The organism is Bradyrhizobium sp. Ken01, assembly GCF_055807355.1.
Window position 1 is genome coordinate 141,074 of sequence record NZ_JBVVPC010000008.1, and the last position, 18,163, is coordinate 159,236.

General features: G+C 64.2%; 18 protein-coding genes. 17 read left to right on the plus strand and 1 reads right to left on the minus strand.

Annotation, left to right across the window (positions count from 1 at the left end):
* Nucleotides 1-5: 5 nt before the first annotated feature.
* From AC0L3S_RS11175 to AC0L3S_RS11210, 8 genes are all read left to right on the plus strand, one after another.
* Complete coding sequence (locus tag AC0L3S_RS11175) at nucleotides 6-1,571, plus strand: tripartite tricarboxylate transporter permease (protein WP_275173492.1); 1,566 nt, start codon at nucleotides 6-8, stop codon at nucleotides 1,569-1,571.
* Between the two features lie 224 nt (nucleotides 1,572-1,795).
* Nucleotides 1,796-2,590, plus strand: coding sequence for a thymidylate synthase (locus tag AC0L3S_RS11180; protein WP_007613362.1), 795 nt, complete (start codon nucleotides 1,796-1,798; stop codon nucleotides 2,588-2,590).
* A gap of 5 nt (nucleotides 2,591-2,595) precedes the next feature.
* The gene (locus AC0L3S_RS11185) at nucleotides 2,596-3,081 is read left to right on the plus strand and encodes a GNAT family N-acetyltransferase (RefSeq protein ID WP_473260551.1); all 486 of its coding nucleotides are present in this window, start codon (nucleotides 2,596-2,598) and stop codon (nucleotides 3,079-3,081) included.
* Nucleotides 3,081-3,590: a dihydrofolate reductase gene (locus AC0L3S_RS11190; protein WP_473260549.1), complete on the plus strand. Its 510-nt coding sequence runs from the start codon at nucleotides 3,081-3,083 to the stop codon at nucleotides 3,588-3,590. The genes AC0L3S_RS11185 and AC0L3S_RS11190 overlap by 1 nt, the downstream gene beginning before the upstream one ends.
* 153 nt (nucleotides 3,591-3,743) lie before the next feature.
* Nucleotides 3,744-4,880: an FtsH protease activity modulator HflK gene (gene hflK / locus AC0L3S_RS11195; RefSeq protein ID WP_007600977.1), complete on the plus strand. Its 1,137-nt coding sequence runs from the start codon at nucleotides 3,744-3,746 to the stop codon at nucleotides 4,878-4,880.
* Entirely contained in the window at nucleotides 4,877-5,773 is an 897-nt protein-coding gene (hflC, locus tag AC0L3S_RS11200) for a protease modulator HflC (RefSeq protein ID WP_473260545.1), read from the plus strand. Before hflK ends, hflC begins: the two co-directional genes overlap by 4 nt.
* Nucleotides 5,774-5,844: 71 nt before the next feature.
* Entirely contained in the window at nucleotides 5,845-6,051 is a 207-nt protein-coding gene (locus AC0L3S_RS11205; protein WP_007613351.1) for a DUF2065 domain-containing protein, read from the plus strand.
* 144 nt (nucleotides 6,052-6,195) lie between these two features.
* The gene (locus AC0L3S_RS11210) at nucleotides 6,196-7,695 is read left to right on the plus strand and encodes a Do family serine endopeptidase (RefSeq protein WP_473279081.1); all 1,500 of its coding nucleotides are present in this window, start codon (nucleotides 6,196-6,198) and stop codon (nucleotides 7,693-7,695) included.
* A 138-nt stretch (nucleotides 7,696-7,833) separates the two neighbouring features.
* Here the strand turns inward: AC0L3S_RS11210 and serB are convergent, their stop codons facing one another.
* Nucleotides 7,834-8,739 carry a phosphoserine phosphatase SerB gene (gene serB / locus AC0L3S_RS11215; RefSeq protein ID WP_473279082.1) on the minus strand — a complete coding sequence of 302 codons (906 nt, stop codon included), beginning with the start codon at nucleotides 8,737-8,739 and terminating at the stop codon, nucleotides 7,834-7,836.
* Between the two features lie 11 nt (nucleotides 8,740-8,750).
* Here serB and miaA point away from each other — a divergent pair, with 11 nt between their 5' ends.
* From miaA to AC0L3S_RS11260, 9 genes are all read left to right on the plus strand, one after another.
* Complete coding sequence (miaA, locus tag AC0L3S_RS11220) at nucleotides 8,751-9,707, plus strand: tRNA (adenosine(37)-N6)-dimethylallyltransferase MiaA (protein WP_473279084.1); 957 nt, start codon at nucleotides 8,751-8,753, stop codon at nucleotides 9,705-9,707.
* A 330-nt stretch (nucleotides 9,708-10,037) separates the two neighbouring features.
* A complete protein-coding gene (locus tag AC0L3S_RS11225; RefSeq protein WP_473279085.1) occupies nucleotides 10,038-11,813 on the plus strand; it encodes an acetolactate synthase 3 large subunit in 1,776 nt (591 codons plus the stop codon).
* 4 nt (nucleotides 11,814-11,817) lie between these two features.
* On the plus strand, nucleotides 11,818-12,801 hold the full coding sequence (locus AC0L3S_RS11230; protein WP_473279087.1) for a threonine dehydratase: 984 nt from the start codon (nucleotides 11,818-11,820) through the stop codon (nucleotides 12,799-12,801).
* A gap of 23 nt (nucleotides 12,802-12,824) precedes the next feature.
* Entirely contained in the window at nucleotides 12,825-13,367 is a 543-nt protein-coding gene (gene ilvN, locus AC0L3S_RS11235; protein WP_007613340.1) for an acetolactate synthase small subunit, read from the plus strand.
* 3 nt (nucleotides 13,368-13,370) lie between these two features.
* Nucleotides 13,371-14,060, plus strand: coding sequence for a class I SAM-dependent methyltransferase (locus tag AC0L3S_RS11240; RefSeq protein WP_473279089.1), 690 nt, complete (start codon nucleotides 13,371-13,373; stop codon nucleotides 14,058-14,060).
* 69 nt (nucleotides 14,061-14,129) lie between these two features.
* The gene (locus tag AC0L3S_RS11245; protein WP_473279090.1) at nucleotides 14,130-15,026 is read left to right on the plus strand and encodes an EamA family transporter; all 897 of its coding nucleotides are present in this window, start codon (nucleotides 14,130-14,132) and stop codon (nucleotides 15,024-15,026) included.
* A gap of 2 nt (nucleotides 15,027-15,028) precedes the next feature.
* Nucleotides 15,029-15,631 (plus strand): LysE family translocator, encoded by a 603-nt coding sequence (locus AC0L3S_RS11250; RefSeq protein ID WP_473260531.1) that lies wholly within the window; start codon nucleotides 15,029-15,031, stop codon nucleotides 15,629-15,631.
* Between the two features lie 146 nt (nucleotides 15,632-15,777).
* Nucleotides 15,778-16,797, plus strand: a complete 1,020-nt coding sequence (ilvC, locus tag AC0L3S_RS11255) for a ketol-acid reductoisomerase (protein ID WP_007600992.1) — start codon at nucleotides 15,778-15,780, stop codon at nucleotides 16,795-16,797.
* Nucleotides 16,798-17,272: 475 nt separating this feature from the next.
* The gene (locus tag AC0L3S_RS11260) at nucleotides 17,273-18,124 is read left to right on the plus strand and encodes an SDR family oxidoreductase (RefSeq protein ID WP_473279092.1); all 852 of its coding nucleotides are present in this window, start codon (nucleotides 17,273-17,275) and stop codon (nucleotides 18,122-18,124) included.
* The last annotated feature ends 39 nt before the right edge of the window (nucleotides 18,125-18,163 follow it).

Consider the following 18,163-nt stretch of genomic DNA (forward strand, 5'->3'; position numbering starts at 1 on the left):
GTGTGATGTTCGATCTCTTCCACAATCTGGGCCTCGGTTTCGGTGTGGTGTTTCAGATATCCTGGTGGTCACCCTGGTGGCTCTACGGTCTGTCGCTCCCGATCTCGATCAATATTCTCATGTGCCTGATTGGCGCATTGGTCGGCACGCTGGTCGGCGTGCTGCCCGGTATCGGTACCGTCGCGACCGTGGCGATGCTCCTGCCGATCACGTTCGGATTGCCGCCGGTCGGCGCCCTGATCATGCTCGCCGGCATTTATTACGGTGCCCAGTACGGCGGCTCCACCACTTCGATCCTGGTCAACATTCCCGGTGAGGCGACGTCGGTCGTCACCGCCATCGACGGCCACCAGATGGCAAAGCAGGGCCGTGCCGGCCCGGCGCTGGCGATCGCGGCGATCGGCTCGTTCTTCGCCGGCTGCGTCGCGACCGTGCTCATCGCCGTGCTCGGTGCGCCGCTGACAAAGCTCGCGCTGGCGTTCGGCCCGGCCGAATATTTCTCGCTGATGGTGCTCGGCCTGATCTTCGCGGTGGTGCTGGCCAAGGGCTCGGTGCTGAAGGCGATCGCGATGATCGTGTTCGGCCTGATGCTGTCGATGGTCGGCTCCGACATCGAGACCGGCGCCTCGCGCATGGCGTTCAACATTCCGGAGCTTGCCGACGGTCTCGGCTTTGCGACGGTGGCGATGGGCGTGTTCGGCTTCGCCGAGATCATCCGCAACCTCGACGCCGGCGCCGAGATGAACCGCGACTTGGTGCAGCAGAAGATCACCGGCCTGATGCCGACCAGGAAGGACCTGATCGACTCGACGCCCGCGATCCTGCGCGGCACCGTGCTCGGCTCGATCCTCGGCATTCTGCCGGGTGGTGGCGCTGTCATCGCGTCCTTTGCGTCCTACACGCTCGAGAAGAAGATCGCCAAGAACCCGTCGCGGTTCGGCCGCGGTGCGATCGAGGGCGTTGCGGCGCCGGAAAGCGCCAACAATGCCGCGGCGCAGACCTCCTTCATCCCGTTGCTGACACTCGGCATTCCGCCCAACGCCGTGATGGCGCTGATGGTGGGTGCGATGACCATCCACGGCATCGTGCCGGGTCCGCAAGTGATGCAGAAGCAGCCGGAGCTGGTCTGGGGCATGATCGCCTCGATGTGGATCGGCAATCTGATGCTGATCATCATCAACCTGCCGCTGGTCGGAATCTGGGTGCGACTGTTGCGCGTCCCCTACCGGCTGATGTTCCCCTCGATCGTGATCTTCTGCGCGATCGGCATCTACTCGGTGAACAACGCGCCGGTCGACGTCATCCTGGCAGGCGTGTTCGGTCTGGTCGGCTACTGGCTGATCAAGCACGATTTCGAGCCGGCGCCGCTGCTCCTCGGAATGGTGCTCGGACCGCTGATGGAAGAGAATCTTCGCCGCGCGCTGCTGATCTCGCGCGGCGACTGGAGCGTGTTCCTGACGCGTCCGCTGTCGGCCGTGCTGCTCGCGATTGCGGCCTTCCTCCTGGTGCTCACGGTGCTGCCCGCGTTGCGTGCCAAGCGCGACGAGGTGTTCACCGAATCCGAAAACTAGGGTCGCAGCGCCTGCGTCGGGCGCGCCGTGGCTCGAACCCAAGTTGGCAAGTTGGCCAGCCGGATCAATCTGATAGACGAGGGGCGGGACGCTGAGTTCCGCCCCTTGTCGTTTGCACCGGGAACGCTCACTTTTCCGGGTATAATGCGTATGGATGGCGAATCGCCGCTGTCGCAGCGTGGGGGCGGCCGCTAAATTCGCCGCCTCCCCAAAGGCTCACGCACATGCACCAGTATCAGGACCTGCTCGAGCGGATTCTTTCAGACGGCGCGGAAAAGACCGACCGCACCGGTACCGGCACGCTGTCGGTGTTCGGCCATCAGATGCGATTCAACCTGTCCGCCGGTTTTCCGATGCTGACCACCAAGCGCCTGCCGCTGAAGGCGATCGTGCATGAGCTGTTGTGGTTCCTGAAGGGCGATACCAACATCAAATATCTGCGCGACAACGGCGTCACCATCTGGGACGAGTGGGCCGACGCCAATGGTGATCTCGGCCCCGTCTACGGCCATCAGTGGCGCTCCTGGCCCGCGCCGGACGGACGCAGCATCGATCAGATCGCGAACGTGATCGACATGATCAAGCGCAATCCGGACTCGCGCCGCCTGATCGTCTCGGCCTGGAATCCGGCCGAGGTCGACAAGATGGCGCTGCCGCCGTGCCACTGCCTGTTCCAGTTCTACGTCGCTAACGGCAAGCTGTCGTGCCAGCTCTATCAGCGTTCGGCCGACGTGTTCCTCGGCGTGCCCTTCAACATCGCCTCTTATGCGCTGCTCACCATGATGGTAGCGCAGGTCACGGGCCTGAAGCCCGGCGACTTCGTGCATTCGTTCGGTGACACTCATCTCTATTCCAATCATCTGGAGCAGGCGAAGCTCCAACTCACGCGCGCGCCGCGCGCGCTGCCGGTGATGCGGATCAACCCCGATGTGAAGGATATCTTCTCCTTCCGTTACGAGGACTTTGAGCTCGTCGGCTACGATCCGCATCCGCACATCAAGGCCGCGGTCGCGGTCTGAAGCCGATGTCGCTCAACATTCGCCGTGTGCGTCCGGGAGAGGCCGGGCTGGTTCTCGCTTTCATCCGCGAACTCGCCGAGTACGAAAAGCTTTCGCACGAGGTCGAGGCGACCGAGGCTGACATCGCCGACGCACTGTTCGGCGAGAGACCGCAACTCCATTGCGCCCTCGCTGAGTGGAACGGCGAGCCAGTCGGCTTCGCGGTGTGGTTTGCGAATTTCTCGACATTCAGCGGCCGCCACGGCATCTATCTCGAAGATTTGTATGTGCGGACGTCGCATCGGGGCAGGGGCCTCGGCAAGGCACTGCTCGTGCACCTCGCCAGGGAATGCGTCGAGAACGGCTGGTCGCGGCTGCAATGGGCGGTGCTCGACTGGAACGCGCCGTCGATCGCGTTCTACAAGTCGCTCGGGGCCATCATGCTGGAGGACTGGACGCTGTGCCGCGTCACCGGGCCCGCGCTGACACGGCTTGCCGGGAGCGCGACCTGATGGAGATCGTCTTCGTCGTCGCGATCGCGGAGAACGGCGTCATCGGCGCCGGCAACGCGATGCCGTGGCGAATGAAATCCGACATGGCGCGCTTCAAGGCGCTCACGATCGGCAAGCCCGTGATCATGGGCCGCAAGACCTTCGAATCCCTGCCCCGGCCACTTCCGGGCCGCACCAATATCGTCGTCACGCGCGATGCGGATTATCGCGCCGCTGGCGCCATCGTCACGACATCGACTGTCGACGCAGACGCCGTCGCGCGCGGCGATGCCCTGCGGCGTTCGGTCGCCGAGATCACCGTGATTGGTGGCGCCGAAATTTATCGGCAATGGCTCGATCGCGCCGATCGCCTCGAGCTCACCGAAGTGCATGCGCGGCCCGAAGGCGACACGCATTTCGACATCGACAGGGCAGAGTGGGATGAGGTTGAGCGCATCCGTCATCCTGCCGGACCCCAGGACAGCGCCGACTACTCCTATGTGACATATCGTCGGCGGGCGGGCCATTAACCGCATTTGCCAATGTTAACATTGACTTTTCTGCTCCCAAGCTTAGCTCGGAGGGCGGCGAGGGCTGCGTTGTAAGGGACCTGCCTGTCCCCTATAAAGCCGGACCGGATAAAGCGGGCGGGGGCAATTTCACCCTGCCGAGGAGAGCGTCGAATGCCGTGGAAGAATCAGGGCGGTGGCCCATGGGGCTCGGGTCCGAAGGGGCCATGGGGCAACGGCCCGCAGCCGGTCGGGCCAAGGCCGCCGGATCTGGAAGACCTTCTGCGGCGCGGCCAGGATCGCCTCCAGCAGATCATGCCGGGCGGGTATTTCTCCGGCATCGGTATCACGCTGATCGTGCTGCTCATCGTCGCGTTCTGGCTGCTGTCGGGCTTCTTCCGGGTGCAGTCCGAAGAGCTCGGCGTCGTGCTGCGCTTCGGCAAGCATGTCCGCACCGTCGAGCCCGGCCTGAACTATCATCTGCCCTATCCGATCGAGACAGTGCTGCTGCCAAAGGCGTTGCGCGTTTCCACCATCTCCATCGGCATGACGCTGATCGACGATCCGGCGCGGCGCGGCCGTTCCATTCGTGACGTGCCCGAAGAGAGCCTGATGCTGACCGGCGACGAGAACATCGTCGACGTCGACTTCACCGTACTCTGGCGCATCAAGCCCAATGGTGTCGGCGATTTCCTCTTCAACATCCAGAATCCCGAAGGCACCGTGAAGGCGGTCGCCGAGAGCGCGATGCGCGAGGTGATCGGCCGCTCGCAGATCCAGCCGATCCTGACCGGCGCGCGCAACGTCACCGAACAAGGCGTGCAGGAACTGATCCAGAAGACCCTGGACAGCTACGGCGCCGGCATTCAGATCAGCCAGGTGCAGATGCAGAAGGTCGACCCTCCGGCGCAGGTGATCGACGCCTTCCGCGACGTCCAGGCGGCGCGCGCCAATCTCGAGCAGCTGCAGAACGAGGCGCAGACCTATGCCAACCAGGTCGTGCCGCAGGCACGCGGACGTGCGGCGCAAATCATGCAGGCCGCCGAAGGCTACAGGGAGCAGACGGTCGCCGAGGCCAAGGGCCAGAGCTCGCGCTTCCTGAAGGTTTACGAGGAATACAAGAAGGCGCCCGACGTGACGCGTGAACGGATTTATCTGGAGACGATGGAGCGCGTGCTCGGCGGCTCGGAAAAGCTGATCTATGACGGCGGCCAGTCGGGCCAGGGCGTCGTGCCTTATCTGCCGCTCAGCGAGCTGACGGCCAAGCGGCCGCCCGCAACCGGCCAGCAGACGACCGGAGGCAACCGATGAGATCTCCGGTTACAGGCATCGTCACGCTGCTCGGCCTCCTGCTCGTCGTGATCGTGGGCTACATGTCCCTGTTCACGGTGGCGCAGACCGAGCAGACCATCGTGCTGCAGTTCGGCAAGCCCGTCGACGTCGTCACCGCTCCCGGCCTGCACTTCAAGGCGCCGTGGAATTCGGTGATCAACATCGACAAGCGCATCCTCGATCTGGAGAACCCGTCGCAGGAAGCGATCGCGTCCGACCAGAAGCGGCTCGTGGTCGACGCCTTCGCGCGTTACCGCATCAAGGACGCGCTGCGCTTCTATCAGAGCATCGGCTCGATCCAGGCCGCCAACATCCAGCTCACCACGCTGTTGAACGCGGCGCTGCGCCGGGTGCTCGGCGAGGTGACCTTCATCAACGTGGTCCGCGACGACCGCGAGAAGCTGATGCAGCGCATCCGCGATCAGCTCGACCACGAGGCCGACGGCTACGGCATCCAGGTCGTCGACGTCCGGATCCGCCGCGCCGATCTGCCGGAGCAGAACAGCCAGGCGGTCTATCAGCGCATGAAGACCGAACGCGAGCGCGAAGCCGCCGAGTTCCGCGCGCAGGGCGGCCAGAAGGCACAGGAGATCCGCTCCAAGGCCGACCGCGAGGCGACCGTGATCGAGGCGGATGCAAGGTCGCTGGCCGAGCAGACGCGCGGCGTTGGCGATGCCGAGCGCAACCGTCTGTTCGCCGAAGCCTACGGCAAGGATGCGGATTTCTTCGCCTTCTACCGCTCGATGACGGCCTATGAGAACGGGCTGCGCGCGAACGACACCCGCTTCCTGCTGCGCCCGGACTCGGATTTCTTCCGGTTCTTTGGTAACCCGTCCGGCAAGACGGCGACCACGACGCCGGCGAAGCCGTAAGTGAGACAAGGGCGGCAGGTCTGGCCGCCCTTCGTCCAGACAAGAACAGCACAACGGGAGGTTCCAATCCGATGAGGTCCATTGCGTTCACCGACTTCCTCATCGGTTTGGGCATCCTGTTCGTGCTGGAAGGCTTGATGTTCGCGGCAAGCCCGGCCTGGATGCGCAAGGCCATGAAAAGCGCGATGGCCACGCCGGACAATGTCCTGCGGGCGGTTGGCATTGGTTCGGCCGTGGCCGGCCTGATCCTGATCTGGGTTATGCGACGTCCAATTTAGCCGTCGCACCAACGCCAAAGTGAAGGCGAGGGACCGGTTTTCGCCTTATTATCCGGGTCTTGAGGCCCGTTAAGGTCCGCGCTTGCGCCGTCCCCCCGTTCGAGCGCAGTCTTGACGTCGAATCCTTGTTTCCTGGAGATCACAATGACCGCTGCCACCATTGCCCCGACCCGTTTGCGCTTAGGGCTGGCCGCGCTCGCCGTCGGCGCTTTCAGCGCATTCGGCACACCGGCCTATGCGCGCGGACCGGATGGCATCGCCGACGTCGCCGAGAAGGTGATCGACGCGGTCGTCAACATCTCGACCTCGCAGACCGTCGAGGCCAAGGGAGGCGGCGGCGGCAATGCCATGCCGCAACTGCCGCCCGGCTCGCCCTTCGAGGAGTTCTTCGACGACTTCTTCAAGAATCGCAAGGGTCCCGGCGGCGGCAGCAAGGGCGGCGAGAACGGCCCCGCGCCGCGCAAGACCAACTCGCTCGGAAGTGGCTTCATCATCGACACGTCAGGCGTCGTCGTCACCAACAACCACGTCATCGCGGATGCTGACGAGATCAACGTCATTCTCAACGACGGGACCAAGATCAAGGCCGAGCTGGTCGGAGTCGACAAGAAGACCGACCTTGCCGTGCTCAAGTTCAAGCCGTCGAAACCGCTGGTGTCGGTGAAGTTCGGCGATTCCGACAAGCTGCGCCTCGGCGACTGGGTCGTCGCGATCGGCAATCCTTTCAGCCTCGGCGGCACCGTGACGGCCGGTATCGTCTCGGCGAAGAACCGTGACATCTCGTCAGGTCCCTATGACAGCTACATTCAGACCGACGCCTCCATCAATCGCGGGAATTCCGGCGGTCCGCTGTTCAACCTCGATGGCGACGTCATCGGCGTCAACACACTGATCATCTCGCCGTCCGGCGGCTCGATCGGCATCGGCTTCGCCGTACCGTCGAAGACGGTCGCAGGTGTCGTCGACCAGCTCCGCCAGTTCGGCGAATTGCGCCGCGGCTGGCTGGGCGTGCGCATCCAGAGCGTCACCGACGAGATCGCCGAGAGCCTCAACATAAAGCCGCCGCGCGGCGCGCTGGTTGCCGGCATCGACGACAAGGGCCCGGCCAAACCGGCCGGCATCGAGCCCGGCGACGTCGTCGTCAAGTTCGATGGCAAGGACGTCAAGGACCCCAAGGATCTCTCTCGCGTGGTCGCGGACACCGCGGTCGGCAAGGAGGTCGACGTCGTCATCATCCGCAAGGGTCAGGAGGAGACCAAGAAGGTCACGCTCGGGCGCCTCCAGGATGCCGACAAGGTGCAGGCCGCAGTGAAGACCGACGAGCCCGCGCCTGAAAAGACTGTGACACAGAAGGCGCTCGGCCTCGATCTCGCGGCGCTGAGCAAGGATCTGCGTACGCGCTACAAGATCAAGGACAGCGTCAAGGGCGTGGTCGTCACCAATGTCGACGCCAATTCGGATGCCGCCGAGAAGCGCCTCTCTACCGGCGACGTCATCGTCGAAGTCGCGCAGGAGGCCGTCTCCAGCGGCGCCGACATCCAGAAGCGGGTCGACCAGCTCAAGAAGGACGGCAAGAAGTCGGTGCTGCTGCTGGTGTCGAACGCCGACGGCGAGCTGCGCTTCGTGGCGCTGAGCGTGCAGTAGGCGCACGAGTCGCCACACATTCACTGTCATGTTCCGCGAAAGCGGGGCATCCAGTACGCTGCGGCTTTTCCGTATCCTCGCCCTGTCTTTGGAACACTGGATCACCCGCTTTCGCGGGTGATGACAGTGGAGAGGAGACTACCCCTCCACGAACTCCTCGCGCCGATACCCCTGCGCATAGAGCAGCGCAGTGAGATCGCCGTGATCAATGCGCGCCGCCGCAGCGGCGGCAACTGCGGGCTTGGCGTGATACGCCACGCCCAGGCCCGCCGCCTGGATCATCGCGAGATCATTGGCGCCGTCGCCGACCGCCAGCGAGTCCACGTCGTCGAGATCGAACGATTCCATCAGATCCACCAGAGTCGCGAGCTTTGCCGCGCGCCCCAAGATCGGCTCCTTCACCTCGCCGGTGAACTTGCCGTCGCGGACGACGAGCTCGTTGGCGCGGTTCTCCTGGAAACCGATCCTGGTGGCGACCGCACTGGTGAACAGCGTGAAGCCGCCGGAGACGAGACAGGCATAGGCGCCATGGGCGCGCATGGTCGCGACCAGTTCGCGGCCACCCGGCGTCAGCGTAATGCGCTTGGCCAGCACCTCGTCGACGGCACTGGCGGGGAGGTCCTTGAGCAGCGCGACGCGCTCGCGTAGCGCCGGCTCGAACTCGACCTCGCCGCGCATCGCACGCTCGGTGATGGCTGCCACATGGGCCTTCACCCCGACGAAATCGGCGAGCTCGTCGATGCATTCCTGGCCGATCATGGTGGAATCCATGTCGGCGAGAAAAAGCTTCTTGCGCCGGAAGCCGACTGGCTGCACGACGATGTCGATGGGGAGGTCGCCGCGAAGTTCGCGGAGCCGCTGCTCGATGGCGTGACGGTCGCCTTCGAGGTTACTGTCGGCGCCGAAGGGGATGTCGACTGCAACCCCGTCGAACAGCCAGTGCGCGGGAGCTGCCTGAGGCAGCACGGCGCGGGCGCCGTCGACGATGGTCGAATCGAGCGCGGGATTATTCGGATTGCAGATCAGCGTGGCAACGAGGGACATTTGAGGTTTTCGTGAGCGAGGGGAAAGTCGGCAGAAGGCATGTTGGCAAGGCGGTGCTTATCGCAGGCCCGACCGCAAGCGGCAAGTCGGCGCTGGCGCTCGAGCTTGCGCTCGCTGCGGGCGGGGTGGTGATCAATGCCGATTCCATGCAGGTCTACCGTGACCTCCGCATCATCACCGCGCGCCCCTCACCTGGCGACGAGGCGCAGGTGCCTCATCGCCTCTACGGCCATGTCGATGCGGCCGTGAATTTTTCGGCTGGCGCCTGGGTGGGCGAGGCGGCCAAGGCGCTCGAAGAGGCGCAAGCCGAAGGCCGCCTGCCGATCTTCATCGGCGGCACCGGGCTCTATTTCAAGGCGCTGACGGCGGGTCTCTCCGTGGTGCCGCCGATCCCCCCCGAGGTGCGCGAGGACGTTCGAGCGCGGCTGGAGCGGAACGGCGTCGAGGCGCTGCATGCGGAACTCGCAGCCTCCGATCCGCGAGCCGCCGCGCGATTGAACCTGCGTGATCGCACGCGCATTGCGCGCGCGATCGAAGTGGTCGAAGCCACCGGCCGTTCGCTGCTGGACTGGCATCATGAGGGCCAGCCGCCACTCTTGCCCAAGGACAGTTTTCGCGCGGTGTTCCTCGCGCCCGAGCGCGACGAGCTCTATGCGCGCATCGACGCCCGCTTCGACGCCATGTTGGGGGCTGGCGCGCTGAAGGAGGTCGAGCGTCTCGCCGCCCGAAATCTCGATCCGCTGCTGCCGGCGATGAAGGCTCATGGTGTGCCGGCCCTGATCCGGCATCTGCGCGGTCAGCTCAGCCTGGAGCAAGCGGCCAGCATCGGCCGAGCCGATACCCGCCACTACGCCAAGCGGCAGTTCACCTGGTTCCGGCACCAATTGCCCGAATTCGAGTGGGTGAAGCCGGAGCAGACGAGGGGCTGGTTGGCCGCGGCCGTGAATGCGGCCCGCGACCCCGGCTGACACGCTTTTGTGCCTCGGCTCCCGAATTTACCTCTCGCCCAACCCCGGGAACACCGCTACACTGCCAAAATCGCGCGGGAACGGCCGCATTGCCTTGACATCGAGGCGCTGGCCGCTATGTTTCGCGCAACCTTTGGGAAGCCGGGCACCTGCCATGCGTAACATTATTACCAAACTCCTTATCGCCGTCGTACCCAGGCACACCGCCGGGGGTGGCTAGCTGCCATCCACATGACAGGCGGTGTGCATGGGGCCCTCTTCGGGGCCTTTTTTATTTCCGAAAACCCGACACGAACGAAGCCGCTGACAACAGCGCATCCGGAGCAAGCCATGAGCGACAAGAGCCACGATCCGAACCAGATGACCGGCGCCGCGATGATCGTCCGCGCGCTCATCGATCATGGCGTGACCGACATTTTCGGCTACCCCGGCGGCGCGGTGCTCCCGATCTACGACGAGATCTTCCAGCAGAGCGAGGTCCAGCACATCCTGGTCCGCCACGAGCAGGGCGCGGGCCACGCGGCCGAGGGCTATGCGCGTTCGACCGGCAGGCCGGGCGTTGCACTGGTGACCTCCGGCCCCGGCGCCACCAACATGGTGACGCCGCTCACCGACGCGCTGATGGACTCGATCCCGTTGGTCTGCATCTCCGGCCAGGTGCCGACGCATCTGATCGGCAACGACGCGTTCCAGGAATGCGACACCGTCGGCATCACGCGCCCCTGCACCAAGCACAACTGGCTGGTGCGCGACGTCAACGATCTCGCAAAGGTGCTGCACGAGGCATTTTACGTTGCGACCACGGGTCGGCCGGGCCCTGTGCTCGTCGACGTGCCGAAGGACGTGCAGTTCGCGACCGGCACCTATCATCCGCCGCGCAAATCCGACGTGCATCGCTCCTACGCGCCGCGCGTGAAGGGCGATGCGACTCAGATCCGCAAGGCCGTGGCGCTGCTCGCAGGCGCCAAGCGCCCCGTGATCTACAGCGGCGGCGGCGTCATCAATTCCGGTCCCGAGGCAACCAGGCTGCTGCGCGAGCTGGTCGAGGTCACCGGCTTTCCGATCACCTCCACGCTGATGGGCCTCGGCGCATATCCTGCGTCGGGCAAGAGCTGGCTCGGCATGCTCGGCATGCACGGCACCTACGAAGCCAACATGACAATGCATGATTGCGACGTCATGTTGTGCGTCGGCGCGCGCTTCGACGACCGCATCACCGGCCGCGTCGACGCGTTCTCGCCGGGTTCGAAGAAGATCCACATCGACATCGACCCGTCTTCGATCAACAAGAACATCCGCGTCGACTTGCCGATCATCGGCGACTGCGGCAACATCCTCGGCGACATTCTCCAGGTGTTCAAGGCGGAGGCGAAGAAGCCCGACATCAAGGCGTGGTGGCAGCAGATCGCGCAGTGGCGCGCCCGCAACTCGCTCTATTACAGGAAGAGCAACGACGTCATCCTGCCGCAGCACGCGATCCAGAGCCTGTTCGAGGCGACGCGCGGCAAGGACACCTACATCACCACCGAGGTCGGCCAGCATCAGATGTGGGCCGCGCAGTTCTACGGCTTCGAGGAGCCGCATCGCTGGATGACCTCGGGCGGTCTCGGCACCATGGGCTACGGCTTGCCGGCCGCGGTCGGCGTGCAGGTTGCCCATCCCGACAGCCTCGTCATCGACATCGCGGGCGATGCCTCGGTGCAGATGACGATGCAGGAGATGTCGACGGCGGTGCAGTACGAGCTGCCGATCAAGATATTCATCCTGAACAACCAGTACATGGGCATGGTGCGGCAGTGGCAGCAGCTGCTCCATGGCAACCGCCTGTCGCACTCCTACTCGGAAGCGATGCCGGACTTCGTCAAGCTCGCGGAAGCCTATGGCGGCGTCGGCATCCAGGTGCACAGGCCCGGCGATCTCGACGGCGCCATCCAGGAGATGATCTCGGTCAAGCGCCCGGTGCTGTTCGACTGCCGCGTCGCGTCGCTGGAAAACTGCTTCCCGATGATCCCCTCCGGCAAGGCGCACAACGAGATGCTGTTGCCGGAGCAGGCGAACGACGAAGCCACCGCAAAGGCGTTCGCCGGCGGCAAGGCGCTGGTGTGATGTGATGTTCGACCTGAACGAGCTCGAACGCGCGCATGCGATCGTGGGGCAGGCGGTGCCGGCAACGCCGGCGCACGCCTGGCCGCTGCTCGCCGAGCGGCTGGGCACGCAGATCGTGGTCAAGCACGAGAATCATACGCCGACGGGCGCCTTCAAGGTGCGCGGCGGGTTAGTCTATCTCGATCGGTTGAAGCGCGAACGGCCGAACATTCCGGGCATCATCTCGGCGACGCGCGGCAATCATGGCCAGAGCCTCGCCTTTGCGGCGAGCCGCCATGGCGTGCCTGCCGTGATCTATGTGCCGCGCGGCAATTCGGTCGAGAAGAACCGCGCGATGAAGGCGTTTGGCGCCGAACTCGTTGAGCACGGCGAGGACTTTCAGGCCGCACGCGAGGAAGCCGGGCGCCACGCGCAGTTCGCCGGGCTGCACATGGTGCCGTCTTTCCATACGGACCTGGTGCTGGGCGTGGCGACCTATGCGCTCGAATTGCTCTGGGCCGCGCCGGATCTCGACATTCTCTATGTGCCGATCGGGCAGGGCTCGGGGATCTGCGGCTGCATCATGGCGCGCGATCTGCTCGGCCTGAAGACCGAGATCGTCGGGGTGCAGTCGACCGAGGCGCCGTCCTATGCGCTGTCGTTCGCGGCGGGCCACGTCGTGACCACCGAGACCAGCAACACGCTCGCGGACGGCATGGCGACGCGGATTCCCGATCCGGAAGCGCTCGCGATCATCCTCAAGGGCGCATCGCGTATCGTCCAGGTGACGGACGATGAGATCGCGCTTGCGATCCATGCGCTCTGGACCGACACGCACAATCTCGCCGAAGGCGCCGGCGCCGCCGCGCTCGCCGCGGCGCTTCAGGAAAAGGCAGGTCTGTCGGGCAAGCGCGTCGGTCTCGTGCTGTCCGGCGGCAATATCGATTTCGATCTGTTCCGCGGTTGGGTCGGGACGGATGCGCCGGTCGCTCGTCGGGCGACGGCGTAACGACGAGAATGAAGGGGACGACAATGAACCAGCCCGCATCCGCCTATTTCATCGAAGAGCGCCACGACCCGAACGAGACGCACACGCTTTCGGTGCTCGTGCAGAACGAGCCCGGCGTGCTCGCGCGCGTCATCGGCCTGTTCTCAGGGCGCGGCTACAACATCGAGAGCCTTACGGTCTCGGAGACCGAGAGCCAGAAGCATCTCTCGCGCATCACCATCGTCACCACGGGAACGCCGATGGTGATCGAGCAGATCAAGCATCAGCTCGACCGCATGATACCTGTGTATCGCGTCGTCGACATGACGCTGACGAAACGCTCGATCGAGCGCGAGCTTGCGATGGTCAAGGTGCGCGGGCAGGGCGAGCATCGCGTCGAGGCGCTGCGGCTGGCGGACGCGTTCCGCGCCCGCGTGATCGACGCCACCACCGAAAGCTTTGTGTTCGAGATCACAGGCAATACAGACAAGATCAATCAGTTTATCGACCTGATGCGTCCGCTTGGCCTCGTCGAAGTGTCGCGCACCGGTGTTGCCGCGATTGGTCGCGGGCCTGAAGGAATGTGAACCATGTTGGCGCGCGACTGGTATTACAACGAGCGGAACCGGATGGGGATCGGGCCTGCAGTGGCCTCGATCTACGACAGTCGCGACGATGCCGATCTACGCGCGCGCGCCGCGCTAAAAATGCTCGGCGTCCAGCGCGGCTGGCGCATCGCCGACATCGGTTGCGGCAACGGCGTGCTCGCGACCGAGGCGGCGCTGATGGGCGCCGAGGTCGACGCTATCGACATCTCGCCCGCGATGCTGGCGCTCGCCGAGATCTACGCGCGCGACCGCAAGGCGCCCGTACGCACGCAGTCCGCCGGCCTGCTCAGCTTCGCCTACCGGCCGGAATCCTATGACCTGATCGTCAGCGAGTTCACGCTGCACCATCTGCCGGATTTCTGGAAGGCGGTGGCGATGTCGCGGATCTATCGCGCGCTCAAGCCCGGTGCGACGTTCTATTTGCGCGACATCGTCTACGCCTCGATGCCCGATGCGCTCGAGCGAGACGTCGATCAATGGGCCGACTTTGAGATCAAGAACCACGATGTCCCGCGTGAAAGCGTCGTCACCCACATGCGCGACGAGTATTCCACTTTTGGCTGGGTCATGGAGCGGATGCTGACCGACGTCGGCTTCACGCTGGTCTCGGCCGATTACCACGCCCCGATGCACGGCACTTATCTGCTGCGGAAACCCAATTCTTCCACGTAACGGCCGGCGAGCAAGGCTCGACCAGAACAACAAACAGGGCTGCACGACAGGGCAGAACCGGGAACGACAATGAAGCCGGCCGACATCCTCATCGCCATCCTGGTGGCGGTCATCTGGGGGCTTGCCTTCGTGGCGAGCCGGATCGCGCTCGACGAATTTTCGCCGGAGCTGATGACGGCGATGCGCTTCACCATTGCCGCGGTCCCGTGCCTGTTCATTCGCAAGCCGAAGGTCGCCTGGCCGCTCCTGATCGCGATCAGCTTAACGCTCTTTCTCGGCCAGTTTCTGAGCCAGGCCTATGGCATCGCCCATGGCGTGCCGGTGGGGCTGACTAGCGTCGTCGTGCAGAGCCAGGCGCTGTTCACGATCGGCTTTGCCGCCATCGCATTCGGCGAGCGGCCGACGCCGGTGCAGACGCTGGGCATCGCCATCGCAGCAATCGGCCTTTTGATGATCTGCGGCACGGTCGGCTATGATTTCAGCGTCGGTGCTTTCGCCGTGCTGATGATCGCGCCGGTCAGCTTTGCGGTCGGCAATATCCTGCTGCGTGGGGCCCGCGGCGTGCCGATGTTCGATCTGTTCGCCTGGTTGTGCCTTGCCACCGCGGTGCCGCTGTTCGCGCTCACGCTGGTCGTCAACGGACCGACGCCGACCTGGCAGTCGCTGATCCACATGTCGCTCACCGGCCTCATTTGCATGCTGTTGATCGGCGGCATCTCCACCAGCATCGCCTATTGGCTGTGGGGCCGGCTGCTGCGTGACTATCCCACCGCGCAAGTGGTGCCATTCGCGCTGCTGGTGCCGTTCGTCGGCTCGGCTGCGTCCAGCATCGTGTTCGGCGAGCGGTTCGGCCCGCTGCGCCTCGCCGGCATGCTGACCGTGATCGGCGGTATCGCGGTGATGGTGCTGGCGAAGCGTCCCGAGGCGGTATCCCAGAGAACCACAGCCGAAGGCCGTGTGAGGTGAGCATGTCCCAGTCGCTGCTGTATGCCTTCCTCGCCTTCATGGCCGTGATGTATTTCACGCCTGGGCCGAACAACATCATGTTGCTGTCCTCCGGGCTGACTTATGGCTTCCGTCGCACGATTCCCCACATCGCCGGCGTCGTCATCGGCTTCGCCTTCATGATTTCAGCTGTCGGCCTCGGGCTCGGCACAGTGTTTCTGGCCTATCCGATCCTGCAGACCATTCTGAAATATGCCGGCGCGGCCTATCTGATCTATCTTTCCGCCGTGATTGCTTTGTCCGGCCCGACCACGCCGGAGGGCGAGACCGGCCGCGGCCCGATGACCTTCTGGGGCGCGGCGATGTTCCAGTGGATCAACGCCAAAGGCTGGGTGATCGTGATCGGCACAATCACCGCCTACGCGGCGATTGCCCAATTCCCCATCAATATCGCGATCCAGACCCTGGTCAGCCTACTCGTCGGCGCGGTCTCGACCGTGGTCTGGGTCCTGTTCGGCACTGCACTGCGGCCGGTGCTGACCTCCGAGCGGCTGGTCCGCGCCTTCAACATCCTGATGGCCATCCTGCTGCTGGCGTCCCTCTATCCCGTGATCATGGATGCATGATGCCCCGGCTTTCCATGCAGAAACGGGTTTCCCAGGGGGCCGAAAATGCTCTAGACAGCCCCCGAAATCCGCAAATTCACCGTCCGAGACCTGACTGACAAGACCTGACCAACGGCCGATTCCGGCCCCTGAACGAGGAAACGACCATGCGTGTTTATTACGATCGCGACGCCGACCTGAACCTGATCAAGGGCAAGAAGGTCGTCATCGTCGGCTATGGCAGCCAGGGCCACGCCCATGCGCTGAACCTGAAGGATTCCGGCGTCAAGGACGTGGCGATCGCGCTCCGCAAGGGTTCGGCCTCGGCCAAGAAGGCGGAAGCTGCCGGCTTCAAGGTGATGGAAGTCGCCGAGGCCGCCAAATGGGCCGACCTCGTCATGATGCTGACCCCGGACGAGCTCCAGGGCGACATCTACCGCGAGCACCTGCACGACAACATGAAGAAGGGCGCAGCGCTCGTCTTCGCGCACGGTCTCAACGTCCACTTCAACCTGCTCGACCCGCGCGCCGATCTCGACGTGCTGATGATCGCGCCGAAGGGCCCCGGCCACACCGTTCGTTCCGAATATCAGCGTGGCGGCGGCGTGCCCTGCCTGATCGCCATCGCCAAGGACGTCTCGGGCAACGCCCACGACCTCGGCCTGTCCTACGCCTCCGCCGTCGGCGGCGGCCGTGCCGGCATCATCGAGACCACCTTCAAGGAAGAGTGCGAGACCGACCTGTTCGGCGAGCAGGTTGTGCTCTGCGGCGGTCTGGTCGAGCTGATCAAGGGCGGTTACGAGACGCTGGTCGAAGCCGGCTACGCCCCGGAGATGGCCTATTTCGAGTGCCTGCACGAGGTGAAGCTGATCGTCGATCTGATCTATGAAGGCGGCATCGCCAACATGAACTACTCGATCTCCAACACCGCGGAGTACGGCGAGTACGTCACCGGTCCGCGCATCGTCACCGACGAGACCAAGAAGGAGATGAAGCGGGTTCTGAACGACATCCAGTCCGGCAAGTTCGCCCGCGACTGGATGCTCGAGAACAAGGTCAACCAGACCTCGTTCAAGGCGACCCGCGCCAAGCTCGCCGAGCACCCGATCGAGGAAGTCGGCGCCAAGCTGCGCGACATGATGCCCTGGATCAAGAAGGGCGCGCTGGTCGACAAGAGCAAGAACTAAGCCGCGGTCGTTCGGATGCGGCGTATCGGTTACGCCGCATCTGGACACGCGAGCGAAAACACAAGCTTCGCTCGCCAAACCAATTCTTAAATCTTCGCGACTATATTCGAGCGAGATCGCAACCAGCGGTCTCGCTCTTTTCGTCTCGCGCGAAGCATTGCTGCTTCATTCAAATTCTTCGCGAGCTAAAGTGCTCCCCGAGCACGAAGAACTGACGCTTAAACCACATTCTTGGTCTCGCGTTGTTTTTCGGAGTTTCCTGGAAGCTCCCGATCCTCAAAAGCCGAGCGTCTTCAGAGTCAAGGATTCGGCTCTTCATCCATATCTTCATGGTGCAATCGATCTCACGCCGCGACGTTCGCGCCTCGCTTCACCTTAAGAACTGACATCTGGGGCGTCTCCTTGACCGGTGGACGGCATTGCGTCCCGGCACCTTTCCCCTGCATGATCGCGGGAGCTCTTGGGGGGAAAGATCATGCGATCCGTCGTCGTCACCGGCGCGTCCACCGGCATCGGCTGGGCCATTGCGAAGTTTCTGGTCGGGCGCGGCTATCGTGTTTTCGGTAGTGTCCGCAAGCAGGCCGATGCGGATCGGCTCACGGGCGAGTTCGGTACGAACTTCGCGCCGCTGCTGTTCGATGTCACCGACGAGGCGGCGGTCCTCGCTGCTGCGCGAAAAGTCCGCGAGGCGCTGGGCGGCGAGACGCTGGCCGGTCTCGTCAACAACGCCGGCGTCGCGGTCGCCGGTCCCGTGCTCGAATTGTCGGTCGACGACTTCCGCCGGCAGATGGAGATCAATGTCATTGGCCCGGTCATCGCGACGCAGGCCTTTGGGCCGCTACTCGGCGCCGATCCGTCGCTGAAGGGGCCGAAGGGCCGGATCGTGATGATCAGCTCGGTCGCGGGCAAGAACGGCAATCCCTTGTCGGCGCCTTACAGCACCTCCAAGCACGCCATCGAAGGCCTGTCGGAGAGCTTGCGCCGCGAGTTGATGCTGTTTGGCATCGACGTCATCATCGTCGCCCCCGGCGCGGTGAAGACGCGGATCTGGAGCAAGGCCGAGCAGATCGATCTCTCGGTCTACCAGAACTCGCCTTATCTGCCGGCGCTGAACAAGGTCAGGGCGTTCATGATGAAGCTTGGCGAGACCGGGCTGCCGGCCGAGCGGATCGCCGAGGTCGTTTTCGAGGCGCTCACCGCCGAGAGGCCCAAGGTTCGCTACCAGATCACGCCGGACCCGATGCGGCATTTGATGACGGCCACGCTGCCCAAGCGTGTGGTCGACCGCATCATCGCCAAGCGGCTCGGGCTGCTGCCGCAGGGCTGAGCCTCCGAGGTGAGACCATTGCCAGACAGGTGTTCGATT

What these genes read in the sequence shown, in the direction of transcription:
- AC0L3S_RS11185 (WP_473260551.1), top strand. Translation starts at nt 2,596, where the DNA reads ATGTCGCTCAACATTCGCCGTGTGCGTCCGGGAGAGGCCGGGCTGGTT.
- ilvN (WP_007613340.1), top strand. Translation starts at nt 12,825, where the DNA reads ATGAACCAGCCCGCATCCGCCTATTTCATCGAAGAGCGCCACGACCCG.
- AC0L3S_RS11230 (WP_473279087.1), top strand. Translation starts at nt 11,818, where the DNA reads ATGTTCGACCTGAACGAGCTCGAACGCGCGCATGCGATCGTGGGGCAG.
- serB (WP_473279082.1), bottom strand. Translation starts at nt 8,739, where the DNA reads ATGTCCCTCGTTGCCACGCTGATCTGCAATCCGAATAATCCCGCGCTC.
- AC0L3S_RS11245 (WP_473279090.1), top strand. Translation starts at nt 14,130, where the DNA reads ATGAAGCCGGCCGACATCCTCATCGCCATCCTGGTGGCGGTCATCTGG.
- AC0L3S_RS11260 (WP_473279092.1), top strand. Translation starts at nt 17,273, where the DNA reads ATGCGATCCGTCGTCGTCACCGGCGCGTCCACCGGCATCGGCTGGGCC.
- ilvC (WP_007600992.1), top strand. Translation starts at nt 15,778, where the DNA reads ATGCGTGTTTATTACGATCGCGACGCCGACCTGAACCTGATCAAGGGC.
- hflC (WP_473260545.1), top strand. Translation starts at nt 4,877, where the DNA reads ATGAGATCTCCGGTTACAGGCATCGTCACGCTGCTCGGCCTCCTGCTC.
- AC0L3S_RS11210 (WP_473279081.1), top strand. Translation starts at nt 6,196, where the DNA reads ATGACCGCTGCCACCATTGCCCCGACCCGTTTGCGCTTAGGGCTGGCC.
- AC0L3S_RS11175 (WP_275173492.1), top strand. Translation starts at nt 6, where the DNA reads ATGTTCGATCTCTTCCACAATCTGGGCCTCGGTTTCGGTGTGGTGTTT.
- AC0L3S_RS11180 (WP_007613362.1), top strand. Translation starts at nt 1,796, where the DNA reads ATGCACCAGTATCAGGACCTGCTCGAGCGGATTCTTTCAGACGGCGCG.
- AC0L3S_RS11205 (WP_007613351.1), top strand. Translation starts at nt 5,845, where the DNA reads ATGAGGTCCATTGCGTTCACCGACTTCCTCATCGGTTTGGGCATCCTG.
- AC0L3S_RS11225 (WP_473279085.1), top strand. Translation starts at nt 10,038, where the DNA reads ATGAGCGACAAGAGCCACGATCCGAACCAGATGACCGGCGCCGCGATG.
- AC0L3S_RS11190 (WP_473260549.1), top strand. Translation starts at nt 3,081, where the DNA reads ATGGAGATCGTCTTCGTCGTCGCGATCGCGGAGAACGGCGTCATCGGC.
- AC0L3S_RS11240 (WP_473279089.1), top strand. Translation starts at nt 13,371, where the DNA reads ATGTTGGCGCGCGACTGGTATTACAACGAGCGGAACCGGATGGGGATC.
- AC0L3S_RS11250 (WP_473260531.1), top strand. Translation starts at nt 15,029, where the DNA reads ATGTCCCAGTCGCTGCTGTATGCCTTCCTCGCCTTCATGGCCGTGATG.
- hflK (WP_007600977.1), top strand. Translation starts at nt 3,744, where the DNA reads ATGCCGTGGAAGAATCAGGGCGGTGGCCCATGGGGCTCGGGTCCGAAG.